Genomic DNA, 18,886 nt, shown 5'->3' on the forward strand with positions numbered 1-18,886 from the left:
TCAGGCGTCCTGCCGGGTGAACAGGTAGCCCTTGCCCCAGGCCGTTTCCACACGGCCGTTGGTGTAGCCGGCGGCAACGAGCTTGCGGCGGATGTGGCTGACGTGCATGTCCAGGCTGCGGTCGTGCTGGGAATAGGCCCGGTGCAGCACCTGCTGATAAAGGAAGGCCTTGCTGAGCACCTCCTCGGCGTGGCGGACCAGGGTCTCAAGCAGGCGGTACTCGGTGCCGGTGAGCCCGGCCCAGTTGCCCTCGCAGGCGACATCGCCCTTCACGTCATCGAACTGCAGGCCTGGCTCCTCCAGGGCTGCGGCGGTGACCGCGCCCCGGCGCTCATAGGCCACCCGGCGCAACACCGCGTCGACGCGCACCTGCAGTTCCACCAGGCTGAAGGGCTTGGGCAGGTAGTCGTCGGCGCCCCGGCTGAAGCCGGCGATGCGGTCCTGCTCGGCGCCCAGGGCGGACATCAGGATCACCGGCACGCCACGCTCCCGGCGCAGCTCGCCGAGCACCTCCAGGCCATTGCGCCCGGGCAGCAGGATGTCCAGCAGGATCAGGTCGAAGGGCTCGCGGCGGGCCAGCCCGAGGCCGACCTCGCCATCGTGCTGCAGGACCACTTCGAAACCTCGGCGCCCGAGGTGGTCGGCCAGGTGGGCGGCCAGCACCGGGTCGTCCTCGATGGCCAGGATGCGGGCGGCCCCCGGCGAGCAATTGTTCATGACTTGCACCAGCGAATACGAAGCATTCCTAAAAGAGCGCGCATTCTGTCAAAACGGCAGGCAGATTCCCACCGGGCGAGTCGCTACACTTCGGGCACTTTCGTCTAAAGGATTCCGGCGTGTTCAAGGATCTCGGCATCAAGGGTCGTGTGCTGTTGCTGACCCTGCTCCCCACCAGCCTGTTGGCCATGGTGCTGGGTGGCTACTTCATCTGGGCCCAGCTTTCCGACATGCAGGCCCAGCTCCTGCAGCGCGGGCAGATGATCGCCGAGCAACTCGCGCCCCTGGCCGCCCCCGCCCTGGTGCGCGGCGACGGCCTGCTGCTGGAACGCATCGCCGACAACGCCCTGGACCAGCCCGACGTGCGCGCGGTGAGCTTCCTCAGCCTCGACCGGGTGCGCCTGGCCCACGCCGGGCCGAGCATGCTCAACGGCAGCCCGGACAACGACGGCAGCCACACCAGCCAGATCAGCAACACCGATGCCACGCGCTTCATGCTGCCGGTGTTCGAGCGCCACCGGGTGCTCGCCGGCGACGCGCCACCCGGCGAAGGTGACAAGGTGCTGGGCTGGGTGGAACTGGAAATGTCCCACCACGGCACCCTGCTGCGCGGCTACCGCAGCCTGTTCGCCAGCCTGATGCTGATCACCGCCGGCCTGGCCGTCACCGCGCTGCTGGCGCTGCGCATGAGCCACTCCATCAACGAACCGCTGCGGCGCATCAAGCAGGGTGTCGCGCTGCTCAAGGAAGGCCGCCTGGAAACCCGCCTGCCGCAACTGGGCAACCACGAGATGGACGAGCTGGCCGCCGGCATCAACCGCATGGCCGAGGCCCTGCAGAGCGCCCAGGAAGAGTTGCAGCACAACATCGACCAGGCCACCGAGGACGTGCGGCAGAACCTGGAGACCATCGAGATCCAGAACATCGAACTGGACCTGGCGCGCAAGGAGGCCCTGGAGGCCAGCCGCATCAAGTCCGAGTTCCTCGCCAACATGAGCCACGAGATCCGCACGCCGCTCAACGGCATCCTCGGTTTCACCAACCTGCTGCAGAAGAGCGAGCTGTCGCCGCGCCAGCAGGACTACCTGGGCACCATCGAACAGTCCGCCGAGAGCCTGCTGGGGATCATCAACGAGATCCTCGACTTCTCGAAGATCGAGGCCGGCAAGCTGGTGCTGGAGAACATCCCCTTCAACCTGCGCGACCTGATCCAGGACACCCTGACCATCCTCGCCCCGGCCGCCCACGAGAAACGCCTGGAGCTGGTCAGCCTGGTGTACCGCGACACCCCGGTGCACCTGATGGGCGACCCGCAGCGCCTCAAGCAGGTGCTGACCAACCTGGTGAGCAACGCCATCAAGTTCACCCGCGAGGGCACCATCGCCGTGCGGGCGATGCTCGAGGACGACAGCGAGCCGGACCTGGTGCAGCTGCGCATCAGCGTGCAGGACACCGGCATCGGCCTCTCCGACGAGGACCTGCGGGCGCTGTTCCAGGCCTTCACCCAGGCCGACAACTCGCTCTCGCGACAGGCCGGCGGCACCGGCCTCGGGCTGGTCATCTCCAAGCGCCTGGTGGAACAGATGGGCGGCGAGATCGGCGTGGCCAGCACCCCGGGCGCGGGCTCGGAGTTCTGGATCAGCATCAGCCTGCCCAAGGCCCGCGACGATGCAGACGACCTGCCCAAGGCCCCCCTGGCCGGGCGTCGTGCCATCGTCTTCGAGCCCCAGGAGCTGACCCGCCAGGCCCTGCGCCACCAGTTGGAGGACTGCGGCCTGGAGGTGCTCGACGCGCCCAGCCTGGAGGCCCTGCTGGAACAGGTCGCCGCCCAGCGCCAGGGGCCGCAGGCCATCGGCTTCGCCGTGCTGGCCGCGAGCACCGCGGAACTGCCGGCGGAGCGCCTCGCCCAGTACATCTGGGACCTGGAACAACTGGGCTGCAAGAGCCTGGTGCTCTGCCCCACCACCGACCAGGCGCTGTACCACCCGGTGCTGCCCGACTCCCACAACCAGCTGCAGGCCAAGCCGGCCTGCACCCGCAAGCTGCACCGTGCCCTCAGCAGCCTGGTGGGGCCGCGCCCGGTCCGCGTGGAAGCGCCGATGCCGGTGGTGCAGCGGGCGCCGCGCATCCTCTGCGTGGACGACAACCCGGCCAACCTGCTGCTGGTGAAGACCCTGCTCGGCGACATGGGCGCCGAGGTGACGGCGGTGGACAGCGGCTATGGCGCCGTGGACGCGGTGCGCCAGCAGACCTTCGACCTGGTGCTGATGGACGTGCAGATGCCCGGCATGGACGGGCGCCAGGCCACGGAGGAAATCCGCCGCCTGGAGGCCAACCACGAGACCAGCCCGGTGCCCATCGTCGCCCTCACCGCCCACGCCCTGGCCAACGAGAAGCGCGCCCTGTTGCAGGGCGGCATGGACGACTACCTGACCAAACCCATCGGCGAGCGCCAACTGGCCCAGGTGGTGCTGAAGTGGACCGGCCTGGCGCTCCAGGGCCCGGTGGCGGAGCGCCCCGCCGAGCCCGCCGCGCCCCAGGAGGAGCCAGCGGTGCTGGACCCGGAGGAAGGCCTGCGCCTGGCCGCCGGCAAGGCCGAACTCGCCGCCGACATGCTGGGCATGCTGCTGGCCTCCCTGGACGCCGACCGCCAGGCCATCCGCCAGGCGCTGGAGGCGGATGATCGCGCCACGCTGCTGGAGCGGGTGCACCGCCTGCATGGCGCGACGCGCTACTGCGGCGTGCCCCAGCTGCGGGCCGCCTGCCAGCGCAGCGAGACCCTGCTGAAGAAGAATGACCCGGCCAGCCGCGAAGCCCTGGACGACCTGGACCGCGCCATCGAGCGCCTGGCGGCCGAGGCCGGCTGAGCTGACCTGAGGCAAGGCCCCGGCGGGAAGGGATTCCTAGACTCCGGGCACCTATAAAGGAGCGCCCATGCGAACCATCCTGTTCAGCACCCAGACCTACGACCGCGACAGCTTCCTGGCCTGTTCGTCCGACCTCGACCTGCACTTCCAGCCCGCCCGCCTGACCCTGGACACCGCTGCCCTGGCCCAGGGCCACGCGGTGGTCTGTGCCTTCATCAACGACGACCTTTCCGCCCCGGTGCTGGAGTGCCTGGCCGAGGGCGGCACCCAGCTGATCGCCCTGCGCTCGGCCGGCTACAACCACGTCGACCTGCACGCTGCCCAGCAGCTGGGGCTCACGGTTGTGCGGGTGCCGGCCTACTCGCCCCACGCCGTCGCCGAGCATGCGGTGGCGCTGGTCCTGGCCTTGAACCGGCGCCTGCACCGCGCCTACAACCGCACCCGCGAGGGCGATTTCAGCCTCCACGGGCTGACCGGCTTCGACCTGGTGGGCAAGCGCGTCGGGGTAGTGGGCACCGGGCAGATCGGCGAGGTGTTCGCCCGCATCATGGCCGGCTTCGGCTGCGCCCTGCTGGCCTACGACCCGTACCCCAACCCGGCGGTGGAAGCCCTGGGCGGGCGCTACGTGCCCCTGGACGAGCTGCTGGCCGAGAGCGACATCGTCAGCCTGCACTGCCCGCTGAACGACGGCACCCGCTACCTGGTCAACAGCCACAGCCTGCAACGCATGAAGCGCGGCGCCATGCTGATCAACACCGGGCGCGGCGCGCTGGTGGAGACACCGGCGCTGATCGAGGCGCTGAAGAGCGGCCAACTGGGCTACCTGGGCCTGGATGTCTATGAAGAGGAAGCCAACCTGTTCTTCGAGGACCGCTCCGACCTGCCGCTGCAGGACGATGTGCTGGCCCGGCTGCTGACCTTCCCCAACGTGATCGTCACCGCCCACCAGGCCTTCCTCACCCGCGAGGCCCTGGCCGCCATCGCCCGCACCACCCTGGACAACATCAGCGCCTGGGCCAGCGGCGCGCCGGTGAACCGGGTCGAAGCCTGAGCCTTTGCGAAGGCGCCCTGGCGCGCCTTCGCAATCCGATGAAGACGCCTAGTCTGTTAGCATGCGCGTCGATTCCGGAGGACCCATGGCCGAACACGATTTCCGCTACACCCTGCTCAACCCCGCCCACACCCTCAACGAATGCCGCGCCCTCGCGCCGGGCCGCTACCAGGTCACCGGGGTCGGTGGCTCGGTGAAGGATGGCGACACCCTGCTGGTCACCCTGCGCGGCAGCCGCGAGCTGTCCATGCGCCTGGAGGTGGAGAAGGTCCGCCACCTGATCAACCCGCCCGGCCAGTGGCTGGCCGTGGCCAAGGGGCCGGCGTTCAAGGAGCTGTCGATCCTGCAGTGGAAGGTCGACTGCGACGCCTGCGGCAAGCGCCTGGACTTCGAATTCGCCGTGGACGCCAGCCTGGGCAAGCCCGCCGAGACACCCGCCGCCGAAGCGCGCATCGCCGAGCTGGGCTGGGCCAAGCGTGACGGTCGCCACCTCTGCCCCACCTGCCAGGAGACCGTGTGATGAAACGACTCGCCCTGCCGCTGGCCCTGGTCGGCGCCACCCTCGCCGGCTGCGCCACCGAAGGCCCCACCCTGGAAACCGAACGTACCTACCAGGTGGAGTGGATCGGTGAGCGCCCGCTGATCGACCGCAGCCACCTGACGCTGACCCTGGGCCACGATGGCCGCGCCTACGGCAATGCCGGCTGCAACCACTGGTTCGCCCCCTACACCCTGGAGGGCGAGCGCCTGAGCTTCGGTCCGGTGGGCAGCACCCGCAAGGCCTGTGCCCCAGCCCTGATGGAACAGGAACAGCGCTTCCTGGACTTCCTCCCCAACGTGCAGCGCTGGGACTTCTCGGCCACCGAGCAACTGCGCCTGTGGCCGGCCGAAGGCAAGGCCCTGCGCCTCTGGCCGGAGCGCTGAGTCGGCGTCAGAACAGGCTGAGCTGTTCGGCGGCGCCGCGCAGGTCCTGCAGGCGCACGCCGATGCCGATCAGCCGCACCGGGCGCTCGCCCCGCGCGAAGGCGGCGCCCAGCAACAACCGATAGCTGTCCAGGTCCCGCCCGGCCCCCGCCTGCTCCAGGGTGGTCTGGGTGAAATCGAGGAACTTCAGCTTCACGAACGGCTTGTCCGGCCGGTAGCTGGCATCCAGCCGCGCCAGGCGCCGTTCCAGCTCCTCATGCAGTGCCGGCAGGCGCTCCAGGCAGGCCGCCAGGTCCGGCAGGTCATGGTCGTAGGTGTTCTCCACGCTCAATGACTGGCGCCGGCTGTCCACCTGCACCGGGCGCTCGTCGTGCCCACGCGCCAGGTTGTAGAGGCGCTCGCCGAAGCTGCCGAACTCCCGCGCCAGTGCCGTCAGGCTCCATTCCCGCAGGTCCGAGCAGAGGTGCACGCCGAGGCGCCCGAGCTTGTCGGCCGTGACCTTGCCCACTCCATGCAGCTTCGCCACCGGCAGCTCGGCGACGAACGCCTCCACCTGGTCCGGAGTGATGACGAACAGGCCATCGGGCTTGCGCCAGTCGCTGGCGATCTTGGCGAGGAACTTGTTCGGCGCCACCCCGGCGGAGACGGTGATGCGCAGCTCCTGCCAGACCCGCCGGCGGATGTCCTGGGCGATGCGGGTGGCGCTGCCGCTGAAGTGCGGGCTGTCGGTGACGTCGAGGTAGGCCTCATCCAGGGACAGCGGCTCGATGCGCTCGGTGTAGTCCCGGAGGATGCCGTGGATGGCCTTCGAGGCTTCGCGGTAGGCCTCGAAGCGCGGCTTGACGATCAGCAGGTCCGGGCAGAGCTTCAGCGCGTGGCGCGAGGACATCGCCGAGCGCACGCCGTAGGCCCGCGCCTCGTAGTTGCAGGTGGCGATCACCCCGCGACGATCCGCCGAGCCGCCAACGGCCAGCGGCCGCCCCACGAGGCTGGGGTCGTCACGCATCTCGATGGAGGCGTAGAAGCAGTCGCAATCGATGTGGATGATCTTCCGCTGGCTCATGGAGGCGGCACGGGTCACGGCTGCGCAGACGGGGCGCACGCATATATGAAGGGAGGCGGATTCTAGCGGATTCGCGGCAAGGCGGCCCGGCCACGTGAGGGCCGGGCCGGCGGGGTCAGGCAGGGCAGGCAGCCAGCGCGCGCTGGTAATGGGCGGGCCAGTCCCGGCGAGCCGCCTCGTCGACGGCCCAGTGGCGCTGGTAGCAGGCCCAGGTGCCGGCCTCATCGCCGAGCGATGGCAGGCCGGCCGGGTCGCTCCATAACAGCAGGCGCGCCAGGGCAGCGGCGAGCACATCGTCATGCTCCAGCGCGCTGTAGACCCGCTCGGCAATCGGCGGCACCTGCCGGGCATCGCACACCGCCACGGCCAGGTCGCGGGTCTGCGCAGCCCGCAGCACGCCACCGACCATCACCCCGTCGGGCAAGGCCCGCCAGTAACCCCGGCCCGGGCCACGGGCATCCCGCCGGGTCTGGAAGCCACTGGCGGCCAGGCCGCTGGCCAGCAGCAGCACCTCCGCCTCGCGCCCGGACAGGGATTCGGGCAGCAGGGCCAATGCAGGGTGCAGGATGGTGCGACGGATCGCATCGAGCATGAGGAGTCCTCCGGAACGATTACGCAGTCGGGCTGGGCAAGAACCGCCAACCCTGACGAAAAAAGCCCCACTCAAGGAGTGGGGCTCGCCGGGAGAGGCGACGGCCGTACCGGGTACGACCGCCCGGCCAGTATCCCCACCGCCGGACACGCTTCAACGCCCGGATCGCCAATCAGAAATCTCCTACCCTTTTCTGACAACTTTCCCAGCCAGCCTCCCGCTAGCCTGCTCGGGTGCCTGGTAATGGAAGGACCGGCACCCTCGAGGCCGGTCCCTACCCCGTACCGGCCTCGAGGTCTTTCCTACCCCCTTGAGTAAACAATTCTCCCGGCTGCAGGCCATGTACCACGGGGGATGGCGCCGTTTCGACGCGCTAAGTTTCTGATGAAAAACCACTTTTTCAGAAATCAGTTGTTGACAGGGCCAGATTAATCGCTAGAATGCCGACCCACAGACGCGGGATGGAGCAGTCTGGTAGCTCGTCGGGCTCATAACCCGAAGGTCGTTGGTTCAAATCCAGCTCCCGCAACCAAACAAAGAAAGGCCACTCAAACGAGTGGCCTTTTCTTTTGTGGGGTGTTTTCCTCTACCGCCAGGAGCGCCAGGGAAAAATTGCACGCCGGGGCTTGGAACTTGAACGTCCAGCCCACATCCTGTGGCGCAAATTTCCATGAGGTGCTCGATGCGCGCCAGCCCCGCTACACCCGACGAATCCGCCCTGCCTGATGACGAGCAACCGGTCGACGCCAACCAGTTGCGCTGGCTCGACCGCCTGAGTGCCTACCGGCAACCCCTGGGGCTGGCCTTTACCCTCCTTCTCTTCACCATCGGCCTGGTGGCCTGCTGGCACCTGCTGCGCGAACTCGACCCCAACGCCCTGCGCGGTGCCCTGCACGACGTGCCGGTGAGCAGCCTGCTGGCGGCCGTCGGCGCCACGGCGGTGAGCTTCATGGCCCTGGTGGGCTACGAGTGGTCCGGCCTGCGCTTCGCCGGCGTGCGCATCCCACTGCCACGCATGGCCCTGGGCAGCTTCTGTGCCTCGGCCATCGGCAATGCCATCGGCCTCTCGGTGGTCACCGGCGGCTCGGTGCGCTACCGCCTCTATAGCCGCGACAACGTCAGTGCGCCCGATATCGCCCGGGTCACGGTGTTCGCCAGCCTGGCGCTGGGCTCGGCCCTGCCACCGCTGGCAGCCGTTGCCGCGCTGAGCAACCTGGACGCGGCCTCCCAGGCGCTGCGCTTGCCGCCCTCGATGGTGGCGCTGATCGCCGGCGCCGTACTCGGCCTCACCCTGCTGGCGGTGTTCTGGTTCTCGCGCCTGCGCGAACCCGAAGCCCCGGTGCCCGGCTGCATCAGCGTGCGCCTGCTGGGCCGTGGCGTGCGCCTGCCCGGCCTGGGCCTGTCGGGCCTGCAATTGCTGATCACCCTGGTGGACGTCTGCGCAGCCGCCAGCGTGCTCTACCTGCTGCTGCCGGAGGCCCCGCCCTTGGGCGCCTTCATGCTGGTGTACCTGCTGGCCCTGGCGGCCGGCGTACTCAGCCACGTGCCCGGTGGCGTCGGCGTGTTCGAAGCGGTGCTGCTGGCCGCCTTCGCCGGCCAGCTCGGTGCAGCCCCGCTGGCCGCTGCGCTGCTGCTCTATCGCCTCATTTATGTGGGGCTGCCGCTGGTAGTCGCTTGCATGCTGCTGCTGGTGAACGAAGCCCAGCGCTTCCTGCCGGCTGGCCGCCAGGCCATGCGCAGTGCCTCGGGCCTCGCGGCGCCGGTGCTGTCGTTGATGGTGTTCCTCTCCGGCGTGGTGCTGCTGTTCTCCGGCGCCACCCCGGCCATCGACACCCGCCTGGACGACCTCAGCTTCCTCATCCCCCACCGCCTGATCGACGCCTCGCACCTGGCCGCCAGCCTGGTGGGCGTGCTCTGCCTGCTGCTCGCCCACGGGCTGCGCCGGCGGCTGTCGGCAGCCTGGGCACTGACCCTGGTGCTGCTGGTGACCGGCGCGGTGCTGTCGATGCTCAAGGGCGTGGACTGGGAAGAGGCCACCCTGCTGCTGCTGACCGCCTCGCTGCTGGCGATGTTCCGCAGCGCCTTCTACCGCCCCAGCCGCCTGCTGGAGGTGCCGTTCTCCCCGGTGAACCTCGGTGCGGCCGCCTGCGTGCTGGCTGCGTCGATCTGGCTGATGTTCTTCGCCTACCAGGACGTGCCCTACAGCCGCGAGCTGTTCTGGCAGTTCGCCGTGGACGCCGACGCGCCGCGCACCCTGCGCGCCGCCCTGGCCAGCGGCCTGCTGCTGGCCGGCCTGGGCCTGGTGTGGCTGCTGCGTCCGGTGCCCCTGGTGATCCACGAACCCACCGAGGAAGAGCTGCTGAAGGCAGCGCGCATCGTCCGTGGCTCCGCCCAGCCCGATGGCGGCCTGGTGCTGACCGGCGACAAGGCCCTGCTGTTCCACCCGGAGGAAGACGCCTTCCTGATGTTCGCCCGCCGTGGCCGCAGCCTGGTGGCGCTATTCGACCCCATCGGCAAGGCCAACCACCGCGCCGAGCTGATCTGGCAGTTCCGCGACCTGTGCGACGTGCACCACGCCCGCCCGGTGTTCTACCAGGTGCGCGCGGAGAACCTGCCCTACTACATGGACATCGGCCTCAGCGCCCTGAAGCTCGGCGAGGAGGCCCGCGTGGACCTGCGCCGCTTCGACCTGGACGCCAAGAACAAGGCCATGAAGGACCTGCGCTACACCCTCAGCCGGGGCCAGCGCGACGGCCTGACCCTGGCCTTCCACGAAGCGGGCGAAGCGCCCATCGAAGCGCTGCGGGAAATCTCCGATGCCTGGATGCAGGGCAAGAACGTGCGCGAGAAAGGCTTCTCCCTGGGCCGCTTCGACCCGGACTACCTGAAGTACTTCCGCATCGCCGTGGTGTCCTTCGAAGGCCGCCCCATGGCCTTTGCCAACCTGCTGGAGACCGACAGCCAGGAACTGGCCAGCCTGGATCTGATGCGGGTGCACCCGGAAGCGCCGAAGCTGACCATGGAATTCCTCATGCTCAACCTGCTGCTGCACTTCAAGGAGCGGGGCGTGGAGCGCTTCAGCCTCGGCATGGTGCCGTTGGCCGGCCTGCAGCCCCGTCGCGGCGCGCCGTTGACCCAGCGCCTCGGCGCCCTGGTGTTCCGCCGTGGCGAGCAGTTCTACAACTTCCAGGGGCTGCGCCGCTTCAAGGACAAGTTCCAGCCGGACTGGGAGCCCCGCTACATGGCCGTACCGCCGGGCCTTGACCCCCTGGTGGCACTGGCCGACACCGCAGCCCTGATCGCGGGCGGCTTCACTGGACTGGTCAAACGCTGAGGGACCCATGCTCAAACGCCACTGGCACCGCCTGCTGATCATCTTCCTCGTGCTCGTGGTGGGCACCGCCTTGCTGCTGTGGGGCCGCCCCTCGCCGCAAGCCCGGGTGGAACAACGCACCCTGGCCGACGGCAGCCGCGCCACCATCGCCCTGCCCCCGGGCGAGACCCGTGCCCGCGTGCTGCTGGTGGTGGACGCCAAGCAACAGCTGAACGAGGCCCAGTTGCTGACCCTGGCCCAGGACGGCGGCGCACGCCTCGTCCAGCTGCAACTGCCCGCTGACAACTGCGATGCCCAGCAGCACCTGCTGGGCCTGGCCCGCACCGTGCTGGAAGGCGACCCGACCCTGGTGGCCGGCATCGGGCCGGGTGCAGCCTTCGCCTGGCGCTGGCTGGCCGGCCAGGGCAACGACCAGGCCCGCGCCCTATCCATCGACTTCAGCCTCGACCAGCCCGATTGCAGCGCCCCGCTGCCCAAGGCAGCGCCCCACGGCCACTGGACCATCGCCTGGAACGACAACCCGGACGACCCCAGCGCGGCCTTCGCCCGTGACCAGGCCAACGCCGATACCGGCATCAGCGACTACGACACCAGCCTGCCCGAGCTGCTCAACGAGCGCCTGCGCAGCCTGCTGGAAGGCGGCGGCAGCCAGATGCCGGTGGTGGAAGTGCCGGCGGACCATCCCTCCGACACCGTCACCCTGTTCTATTCCGGCGACGGCGGCTGGCGCGACCTGGATCGCGCCGTGGCCGAAGAGATGGCCAAGCTCGATCACTCCGTGGTCGGCATCGACGCGCTGCGCTATTTCTGGCAGCACAAGAGCCCCGAGCAGGGCGCAGCCGACCTCAGCCGCCTGATGAAGCGCTACCGCGAGCAATGGGGTGCCAAGCGCTTCGTCCTGGCGGGCTACTCCTTCGGCGCCGACGTGTTGCCGGCCTTCTACAACCGCCTGCCCAAGGCCGACCAGCAGCAGGTGGACGCCATCCTGCTGCTGGCCCTGGCCCGCAGCGGCAGCTTCGAGATCGAAGTGCAGGGCTGGCTGGGCAAGGCCGGCCAGGAAGCGGCCACCGGCCCGGAACTGGCCAAGCTGCCACCGGAGAAGGTGCTCTGCGTGTACGGCAAGGACGAAGCCAAGGACAGCGGCTGCACCCAGCCCGGCGCCATCGGCGAAGTGCTGGGCCTGCCCGGCGGTCACCACTACGACGAAAACTACCCGGCCCTGGCCGAGCGCCTGGTCAAGGCCATCGCCAAGCGCCAGGCCAAGCCCTGAGCCCTCCGCCGCCCCGCCCAGGGGCGGCGAATCCCCCGTTCTTTGACCTGCTTCATTTTCACTTAAGGCCCAGCCGCTAAGCTGAGGACAAGCCCGCCACCACGATGCGGGACAACAAGGAGCCGTGATGACCACCCAGACCTCCCGCTACGGGAAACTTTCCATCGCCATGCACTGGCTGATGCTGCTGCTGATCGCCGCCGTCTACGCCACCATCGAGCTGAAGGGCAACTTCCCCAAAGGCAGCGAGACCCGCGAACTGCTCAAGCAATGGCACTTCATGCTGGGCCTTTCGGTATTCGCCCTGGTGTTCGTGCGCATCGCCGCACGCTTCCTCTCGCCCACCCCGCCGATCACCCCCAACCCGCCGGCCTGGCAGAACGCCCTGGCGAAGCTGATGCACCTGGCGCTGTACGGCCTGATGCTGGGCCTGCCGTTCGCCGGCTGGCTGATCCTCAGCGCCGCCGGCAAGCCGATCCCCTTCTTCGGCCTGGAACTGCCGCCGCTGATCGGCAAGAACCCCGACCTCGCCGGGCAGATCAAGGAAGTGCACGAGACCGTGGCCGTTCTCGGTTACTGGCTGATCGGCCTGCACGCGGTGGCCGCGCTGTTCCACCACTTCATCAGCAAGGACGACACCGTGCGGCGCATGCTGCCCGGCCGCGGCTGATCGTCACCCCATGAAAAAGCCCGGGCCATGCCCGGGCTTTTTCGTTGTGGCGAACCTCGTCGTCGGCTAGATCTCCACCTGGGTACCCAGCTCGATCACCCGGTTCAGCGGCAGGTTGAAGTAGCGCAGGTTGCCGTTGGCATTCTTCAGCAGGAAGGCGAACAGCGCCTCGCGCCACAGCGCCATGCCGATCAGCTTGGAGGGGATCACCGTCTCGCGACTGAGGAAGTAGGTGGTGCGCATCGGGCTGAAGTCCAGGTCGTTGAGGTGGCACAGCTTGAGCGCCTGGGGAATGTCCGGATCCTCGATGAAGCCGAAATGCAGCAGCACCCGGAAGAAGCCCTCGCCATAGGCGTCCACCTCGAAGCGCCGCTCCGGCGCCACCCGCGGGCTGTCTTCGTTGACCACCGTGAGCAGCACCACCTGCTCGTGCAGCACCTGGTTGTGCAGCAGGTTGTGCAGCAGCGCATGGGGCACCGCATCGGAGCGGGCGGTGAGGAACACCGCCGTGCCCTGCACGCGGTGCGGCGGCTGCGAGCGGATGCTGGCGATGAACAGCGGCAGCGGCAGCGAACCCTCGTCGAGGCGCTCCACCAGCAGCTGGCGGCCGCGCTTCCAGGTGGTCATCAGGATGAACAGCGCGATGCCGGCGATCACCGGGAAGGCACCGCCCTGGATGACCTTGGGCAGGTTGGCGGCGAAGAACAGGCTGTCCACCAGCAGCATCATCAGGAAGAACGGAATGGCCATCCACATCGGCCATTTCCACAGCAGCCAGATCACCACGCCCATCAGCAGCGTGGTCATCAGCATGGTGCCTGTCACCGCCACGCCGTAGGCCGAGGCCAGGGCCGCAGAAGACTCGAAGCCCAGCACCAGCAGCACCACGCCCACCATCAGCGCCCAGTTCACGGCGGCGATGTAGATCTGCCCCTGCTCCTGGCTGGAGGTGTGCTGGATGAACATGCGCGGCACGTAGCCCAGCTGGATGGCCTGGCGGGTCAGGGAGAAGGCACCGGAGATCACCGCCTGGGAGGCGATGACGGTGGCGGCCGTGGACAGCGCGACCATCGGCAGCAGCGCCCAGCCGGGCGCCGTCAGGTAGAAGGGGTTACGCGCGGCTTCCGGGTTGACCAGGATGGTCGCGCCCTGGCCGAAGTAGTTCAGCACCAGCGCCGGCAGCACCAGGGCGAACCAGGCGCGGGCAATGGGCTTGCGGCCGAAGTGGCCCATGTCGGCGTAGAGCGCTTCGGCACCGGTCAGCGCCAGCACCGTGGCGCCGAGAATGGCCACGCCGATGCCCGGGTGGGAGATGAAGAAGTTCACCGCCCAGGCCGGGTTCATCGCCTTGAGCACTTCCGGCTGCTGGGCGACGCCGTAGATGCCCAGGGCGGTCAGCGCCAGGAACCAGGCCACCATCACCGGCCCGAAGAGGATGCCGATGCGCGCCGTACCGTGCTTCTGGATCAGGAACAGGCCCACCAGCACCACCAGCGACAGCGGCACCACCCAGTGCTCAAGGCCGTCGAAGGCGATCTCCAGACCCTCGATGGCAGAGAGCACCGAGATGGCCGGGGTGATCATGCTGTCGCCGTAGAACAGCGCGGCGCCGATCAGGCCGGCCGCCACCACCATGGCCTGCAGGCGGCGACGCCCGGTGGCGGCACGACGGGCCAGCGCCGAAAGCGCCATGACGCCGCCCTCGCCTTCGTTGTCGGCCCGCAGGACGAAGATCACGTACTTGATCGAGACCACCCAGATCAACGACCAGAAGATCAGCGACAGCACGCCGAGCACGCCATCGTGGTTGGCCTGCACGCCATAGCCGCCGATGAAGACTTCCTTGAGGGTGTACAGCGGGCTGGTGCCGATATCGCCGTAGCACACCCCGACGGCGCCGACCATCAGGCCGACGGCGGAGCTCGAGTGGGGGTGTTGTTCCTGCTCAGCGGTCCCGGTGCTTGCATCGGACATGTAACAAAATCCCTCAGACAAAATTCGGCGCATCCTGCTCTCACCCCAATCGGGTTGCAAGAGCCGGTCATTTTCATTCCCGCTGACTATAGGCCGTATTCCCCGGGACGCCCGCTGGCAGGGCCTGGGCATGCACCTGCGACGACTTGCCTCGGAGAGGCTGTTCAAGTGTGTAGGCCGCCGCTAGAATTGCGCACTTTTTGATCAGAGGCGCCCCCAAGGTGCCCTTCCGAGGTTAGCCCCCATGTCCACCGCAACACCCAAAGTCGGATTCATCTCCCTCGGCTGCCCCAAGGCGACCGTCGACTCCGAGCGCATCCTCACCCAGCTGCGCATGGAGGGTTACGAGATCGTTCCGACCTACCAGGACGCCGACGTCGTGGTGGTCAACACCTGCGGGTTCATCGACAGCGCCAAGGCCGAGTCCCTGGACGCCATCGGCGAGGCGCTCTCGGAGAACGGCAAGGTGATCGTCACCGGCTGCATGGGCGTGGCCGAGGACAGCATCCGTGACGTGCACCCGAGCGTGCTGGCCGTGACCGGCCCGCAGCAGTACGAGCAGGTGGTCAACGCCGTGCACGAAGTGGTGCCACCGAAGACCGAGCACAACCCGCTGATCGACCTGGTTCCGCCCCAGGGCATCAAGCTGACTCCGCGCCACTACGCCTACCTGAAGATTTCCGAAGGCTGCAACCACAGCTGCAGCTTCTGCATCATCCCCTCCATGCGCGGCAAGCTGGTCAGCCGCCCGGTGGGTGACGTGCTCTCCGAGGCCGAGCGCCTGGTGAAGGCCGGTGTGAAGGAACTGCTGGTGATCTCCCAGGACACCAGCGCCTACGGCGTGGACCTCAAGTACAAGCTGGACTTCTGGAACGGCCAGCCGGTGAAGACCCGCATGCTGGAGCTGTGCGAGGCGCTCTCGGCCATGGGCGTGTGGGTGCGCCTGCACTACGTGTACCCGTACCCGAACGTGGACGACGTGATCCCGCTGATGGCCGCCGGCAAGCTGCTGCCCTACCTGGACATCCCCTTCCAGCACGCCAGCCCGAACGTGCTCAAGGCCATGAAGCGCCCGGCCTTCGAGGACAAGACCCTGGCCCGCATCAAGAAGTGGCGCGAGATCTGCCCCGAGCTGACCATCCGCTCCACCTTCATCGTCGGCTTCCCCGGCGAGACCGAAGAGGACTTCCAGTACCTGCTGGACTGGCTGACCGAAGCTCAGCTGGACCGCGTCGGCTGCTTCCAGTACTCCCCGGTGGACGGCGCCCCGGCCAACGACCTGGGCCTGGAGCCGGTGCCGGACGACATCAAGCAGGACCGCTGGGACCGCTTCATGGCGCACCAGCAGGCCATCTCCGCTGCCCGCCTGCAGCGCAAGATCGGCCAGGAGATGGACGTGCTGGTGGACGAGGTGGACCACGAGGGCGCCGTGGCCCGTTCCTGGGCCGATGCCCCGGAGATCGACGGCAGCGTGTTCATCGACAACCCCAACCTGAAGCCGGGCGAGAAGGTCCGCGTGCGGGTGGTGGACGCCGACGAGTACGACCTGTGGGCCGAGTGCATCTGACCCCCGCGATCGGCTGACGAACGCCGCGACGTCCCCAGGGCTCGCGGCGTTTTCGTTTCCATGGGGGCTGGAATGGCCGTGCATTCCCCGTCTCGATGATGGCTCTGCCGCCGCCCACCAGCGGCTAGGGTAAGGCCCTCACCCACTGACGAGGCTCACCCCATGGAGAAGTACTTCAGCCTGAAAGGCCGCACGGCACTGGTCACCGGCGGCACCCGCGGCATCGGCCGGATGATCGCCCAGGGCCTGCTGGAAGCCGGCGCCCGCGTGTTCATCTGCGCCCGCAATGCCGAGGCGTGCGCGGAAGCCGCCACCGAACTCTCGGCCTTCGGCGAATGCGTCGGGCTGGCGGCGGACCTCTCCAGCGAACAAGGCGCGCGTGCCCTGGCCGAAACCCTGGGCGGGCAGGTCGGGCAGCTGGACATCCTCGTCAACAACGCCGGCACCACCTGGGGCGCGCCGCTGGAAAGCTACCCGGTCAAGGGCTGGGAGAAGGTCATGCAGCTCAACGTGACGGCCGTCTTCAGCTGCATCCAGCAGTTGCTGCCGCTGCTGCGCAAGGCCGGCACCGCGGCCAGCCCGGCGCGGGTCATCAACATCGGCTCGGTGGCGGGGATCACCGCCATGGGCGAGCAGGCCTACGCCTACGGCCCCAGCAAAGCCGCCCTGCACCAGCTGTCGCGCATGCTGGCCCATGAGCTGGTGAAGGAACACATCAACGTCAACGTCATCGCCCCCGGCCGCTTCCCGAGCAAGATGACCCGCTTCATCGCCCAGGACGACGATGCCCTGGCGGCGGACGTTGCCCTCATCCCCATGCAGCGCTGGGGCCGCGAAGAGGAGATGAGCGCCCTGGCCATCGCCCTGGCCGGCACCGCCGGGGCCTACATGACCGGCGCCATCATCCCCATCGACGGCGGCTTCCACCTCTGAGGCCCGAGCCGGGCGCTGCGCACTGGCGCGCGCCCACGGCTTGCACCTGGCGAAGGCCGGCGCAGGCAGGAAGGCGAAGCACGAAAAAAGCCCGGTCCAGGTGGAGTAAATGGGCCACTTGAGGGCGCCTTCAGCGCTGCAGCGGCGGCGTGGCCAGTGTTTCAACAACCTGCTAGGGTAGCCGCGCATTCTTCCCGGAACCCCACCATGCGTGCCCTGCTGCTGTGCCTCGCCCTGCTCCCTGCCCTGCCGGCCCTTGCCGCGCCGGCGCCGTTCTATGTCTGGCAGAGCACGCTGGACGGCCGCTTCACCTGCGCCCAGGTGCAACCCGGCGAGGGCTGGGTGCGCCACAGCGGCCCCTACCGCGACGCCGGGTGCCGGGTGCCCCAGGGCGCACCGATCCGCAGCCGCTGAGTCACACACCATGCAGCATCTGGTTTCCCCGGTCGGCATCCTGCGGTCCTGCTTCAAGGAAAAATTCGCCATTCCCCGCCAGCCCCAACTCGCCCCGGCCGCCCGTGGCGTGCTGGAGCTGCTGCCACCCTTCGATGGCGGCGAGGCGGTGGCCGGTCTGGAGCAGGTGAGCCATGTGTGGCTGCTGTTCCTCTTCCATCAGGCGCTGGAGGACACACCGCGCCTGAAGGTGCGCCCGCCCCGCCTGGGCGGCAACCAGACCCTGGGGGTCTTCGCCAGCCGCGCCACGCACCGCCCCAACGGCATCGGCCAGTCGGTGGTGAAGCTGGACAAGGTGGAAGCCGGCCGGCTCTGGCTGTCGGGCATCGACCTGCTGGACGGGACGCCGGTGCTCGACATCAAGCCCTACGTGCCCTACGCCGATTGCCAGCTGGACGCACGCAACGGCATCGCTGCGGCCCCGCCGGAACTGATTCCGGTGGAGTGGACGCCCGAAGCCCTGGCCCAGGCGCGGCTAGAAGGCGAGCGCCTGGGTGAGCCGCTGGTGGCGCTGGTGGAGCAGTGCCTGGCCCAGGACCCTCGCCCGGCCTACCAGAAACCCCAGCCGGAGCGCCGCTACGGCGCGCGCCTGTGGGACGTGGACGTGCGCTGGCACTACCCCGAGGCTGGCCGCATCCGCGTGCTGGAGATCGCACGCGGAGCGGACGCCTGAGGCGACTCAGCGAAAGGGGTTGAGGGCCAGCGCGTCGGCCTCGATGCAGTCCTGCCGGAGAATCAGCGGCTCCACCAGCGGCCGGCTCGCCAGGAAGTGCGGCGTCCGCATGTGGGCCTCGAACGCCGCTTCGTCGGTGTACACCTCGTAGAGCCACACCCGATCCGGATCACTGCGGTCACGCAGCACGTCGAACACCAGGCAACCCGGTTCATCCCGCACCGAGGCGGCGGCATTGATGCGCATCGCTTCCATGAAGGCCTCCAGGCTTCCGGGTTTCAGTTGGGTCTTGAGCAGCAGGCAGTACATGGGTGAGTCCTTTTTGTCTTATATTCTCGAAAAATTGTATACAAAAAGGAGTGCCGTCACATGTCCAACCGCCCTGCCCGGCTCAACGGCCTACGCCACATCGCCCTGCTGGTTCCAGATCTCGAGGCGTGCGAGCGCTTCTACGTCGACGTGCTGGGCATGGAGGTGCTGCACCGTGCCCACGAGGACCTGGTCTACCTCACCTGCGGCAACGACAACCTGTCCCTGGGGCGCGCCACGGTGCCGAGCCACGGCGCGCAGGCGGTGGACCATTTCGGTTTCGTGGTGGACAGCCTGGAAGACCTGGAGGCCTGGTACCGCTACCTGAAGGACCAGGGCGTCACGCTGCTGGACCGCCCCTTCGCCCATGGCGACGGCACCCACAGCTTCCACCTGCTGGACCCGGCCGGGAACAAGGTCCAGCCGATCTACCACCCTGCCCTGTCCGGCCAGCGCTTCAGCCTGCCGGGCTGAAACGAAAAAGCCCGC

Annotated in this window: 17 protein-coding genes and 1 tRNA gene; 13 read left to right on the top strand and 5 right to left on the bottom strand. The window is 68.4% G+C overall.

What is annotated here, in order from left to right; all coding sequences use genetic code 11:
- Entirely contained in the window at positions 1 to 717 is a 717-nt protein-coding gene (locus SZ55_RS26515; protein ID WP_044414216.1) for a response regulator transcription factor, read from the bottom strand.
- Positions 718 to 836: 119 nt separating this feature from the next.
- Here SZ55_RS26515 and SZ55_RS26520 point away from each other — a divergent pair, with 119 nt between their 5' ends.
- The 4 genes from SZ55_RS26520 (at position 837) to SZ55_RS26535 (ending at position 5,559) form a co-directional block, all read left to right on the top strand.
- Entirely contained in the window at positions 837 to 3,584 is a 2,748-nt protein-coding gene (locus SZ55_RS26520; protein ID WP_044414220.1) for a response regulator, read from the top strand.
- 67 nt (positions 3,585 to 3,651) lie between these two features.
- Positions 3,652 to 4,635 (top strand): 2-hydroxyacid dehydrogenase, encoded by a 984-nt coding sequence (locus SZ55_RS26525; protein ID WP_044414222.1) that lies wholly within the window; start codon positions 3,652 to 3,654, stop codon positions 4,633 to 4,635.
- 85 nt (positions 4,636 to 4,720) lie between these two features.
- On the top strand, positions 4,721 to 5,155 hold the full coding sequence (locus tag SZ55_RS26530; protein WP_044414224.1) for a hypothetical protein: 435 nt from the start codon (positions 4,721 to 4,723) through the stop codon (positions 5,153 to 5,155).
- Entirely contained in the window at positions 5,155 to 5,559 is a 405-nt protein-coding gene (locus tag SZ55_RS26535) for an META domain-containing protein (RefSeq protein ID WP_044414227.1), read from the top strand. The genes SZ55_RS26530 and SZ55_RS26535 overlap by 1 nt, the downstream gene beginning before the upstream one ends.
- Positions 5,560 to 5,566: 7 nt before the next feature.
- On the opposite strand, the gene dinB is transcribed toward SZ55_RS26535, so the two are convergent.
- Positions 5,567 to 6,622 carry a DNA polymerase IV gene (dinB, locus tag SZ55_RS26540; RefSeq protein WP_044414228.1) on the bottom strand — a complete coding sequence of 352 codons (1,056 nt, stop codon included), beginning with the start codon at positions 6,620 to 6,622 and terminating at the stop codon, positions 5,567 to 5,569.
- 115 nt (positions 6,623 to 6,737) lie between these two features.
- A complete protein-coding gene (locus tag SZ55_RS26545) occupies positions 6,738 to 7,214 on the bottom strand; it encodes a hypothetical protein (protein WP_044414230.1) in 477 nt (158 codons plus the stop codon).
- A 455-nt stretch (positions 7,215 to 7,669) separates the two neighbouring features.
- Here SZ55_RS26545 and SZ55_RS26550 point away from each other — a divergent pair.
- From SZ55_RS26550 to SZ55_RS26565, 4 genes are all read left to right on the top strand, one after another.
- A tRNA-Met gene (locus tag SZ55_RS26550) sits at positions 7,670 to 7,746 on the top strand.
- A gap of 150 nt (positions 7,747 to 7,896) precedes the next feature.
- On the top strand, positions 7,897 to 10,548 hold the full coding sequence (gene mprF / locus SZ55_RS26555) for a bifunctional lysylphosphatidylglycerol flippase/synthetase MprF (RefSeq protein ID WP_044414233.1): 2,652 nt from the start codon (positions 7,897 to 7,899) through the stop codon (positions 10,546 to 10,548).
- A 7-nt stretch (positions 10,549 to 10,555) separates the two neighbouring features.
- A complete protein-coding gene (locus SZ55_RS26560) occupies positions 10,556 to 11,818 on the top strand; it encodes a virulence factor family protein (RefSeq protein ID WP_044414236.1) in 1,263 nt (420 codons plus the stop codon).
- A 127-nt stretch (positions 11,819 to 11,945) separates the two neighbouring features.
- Positions 11,946 to 12,488 (top strand): cytochrome b, encoded by a 543-nt coding sequence (locus tag SZ55_RS26565; RefSeq protein ID WP_044414239.1) that lies wholly within the window; start codon positions 11,946 to 11,948, stop codon positions 12,486 to 12,488.
- Positions 12,489 to 12,554: 66 nt separating this feature from the next.
- Here SZ55_RS26565 and SZ55_RS26570 read toward each other — a convergent pair whose 3' ends face one another.
- Positions 12,555 to 14,462, bottom strand: a complete 1,908-nt coding sequence (locus SZ55_RS26570) for a potassium transporter Kup (RefSeq protein WP_044414242.1) — start codon at positions 14,460 to 14,462, stop codon at positions 12,555 to 12,557.
- Between the two features lie 244 nt (positions 14,463 to 14,706).
- Here SZ55_RS26570 and rimO point away from each other — a divergent pair, with 244 nt between their 5' ends.
- From rimO to tsaA, 4 genes are all read left to right on the top strand, one after another.
- Entirely contained in the window at positions 14,707 to 16,029 is a 1,323-nt protein-coding gene (gene rimO / locus SZ55_RS26575; RefSeq protein ID WP_044414245.1) for a 30S ribosomal protein S12 methylthiotransferase RimO, read from the top strand.
- Positions 16,030 to 16,191: 162 nt separating this feature from the next.
- Positions 16,192 to 16,962 carry an SDR family oxidoreductase gene (locus tag SZ55_RS26580; RefSeq protein WP_044414248.1) on the top strand — a complete coding sequence of 257 codons (771 nt, stop codon included), beginning with the start codon at positions 16,192 to 16,194 and terminating at the stop codon, positions 16,960 to 16,962.
- Between the two features lie 207 nt (positions 16,963 to 17,169).
- Entirely contained in the window at positions 17,170 to 17,376 is a 207-nt protein-coding gene (locus SZ55_RS26585) for a hypothetical protein (protein WP_044414250.1), read from the top strand.
- 10 nt (positions 17,377 to 17,386) lie between these two features.
- The gene (gene tsaA, locus SZ55_RS26590) at positions 17,387 to 18,088 is read left to right on the top strand and encodes a tRNA (N6-threonylcarbamoyladenosine(37)-N6)-methyltransferase TrmO (protein ID WP_044414252.1); all 702 of its coding nucleotides are present in this window, start codon (positions 17,387 to 17,389) and stop codon (positions 18,086 to 18,088) included.
- Positions 18,089 to 18,094: 6 nt separating this feature from the next.
- Here the strand turns inward: tsaA and SZ55_RS26595 are convergent, their stop codons facing one another.
- The gene (locus SZ55_RS26595) at positions 18,095 to 18,397 is read right to left on the bottom strand and encodes a putative quinol monooxygenase (RefSeq protein ID WP_044414254.1); all 303 of its coding nucleotides are present in this window, start codon (positions 18,395 to 18,397) and stop codon (positions 18,095 to 18,097) included.
- Between the two features lie 60 nt (positions 18,398 to 18,457).
- Here SZ55_RS26595 and SZ55_RS26600 point away from each other — a divergent pair, with 60 nt between their 5' ends.
- Entirely contained in the window at positions 18,458 to 18,871 is a 414-nt protein-coding gene (locus SZ55_RS26600) for a VOC family protein (RefSeq protein ID WP_044414257.1), read from the top strand.
- The last annotated feature ends 15 nt before the right edge of the window (positions 18,872 to 18,886 follow it).

The organism is Pseudomonas sp. FeS53a, assembly GCF_000931385.1.
In the GTDB taxonomy this organism is placed as follows: domain Bacteria; phylum Pseudomonadota; class Gammaproteobacteria; order Pseudomonadales; family Pseudomonadaceae; genus Metapseudomonas; species Metapseudomonas otitidis.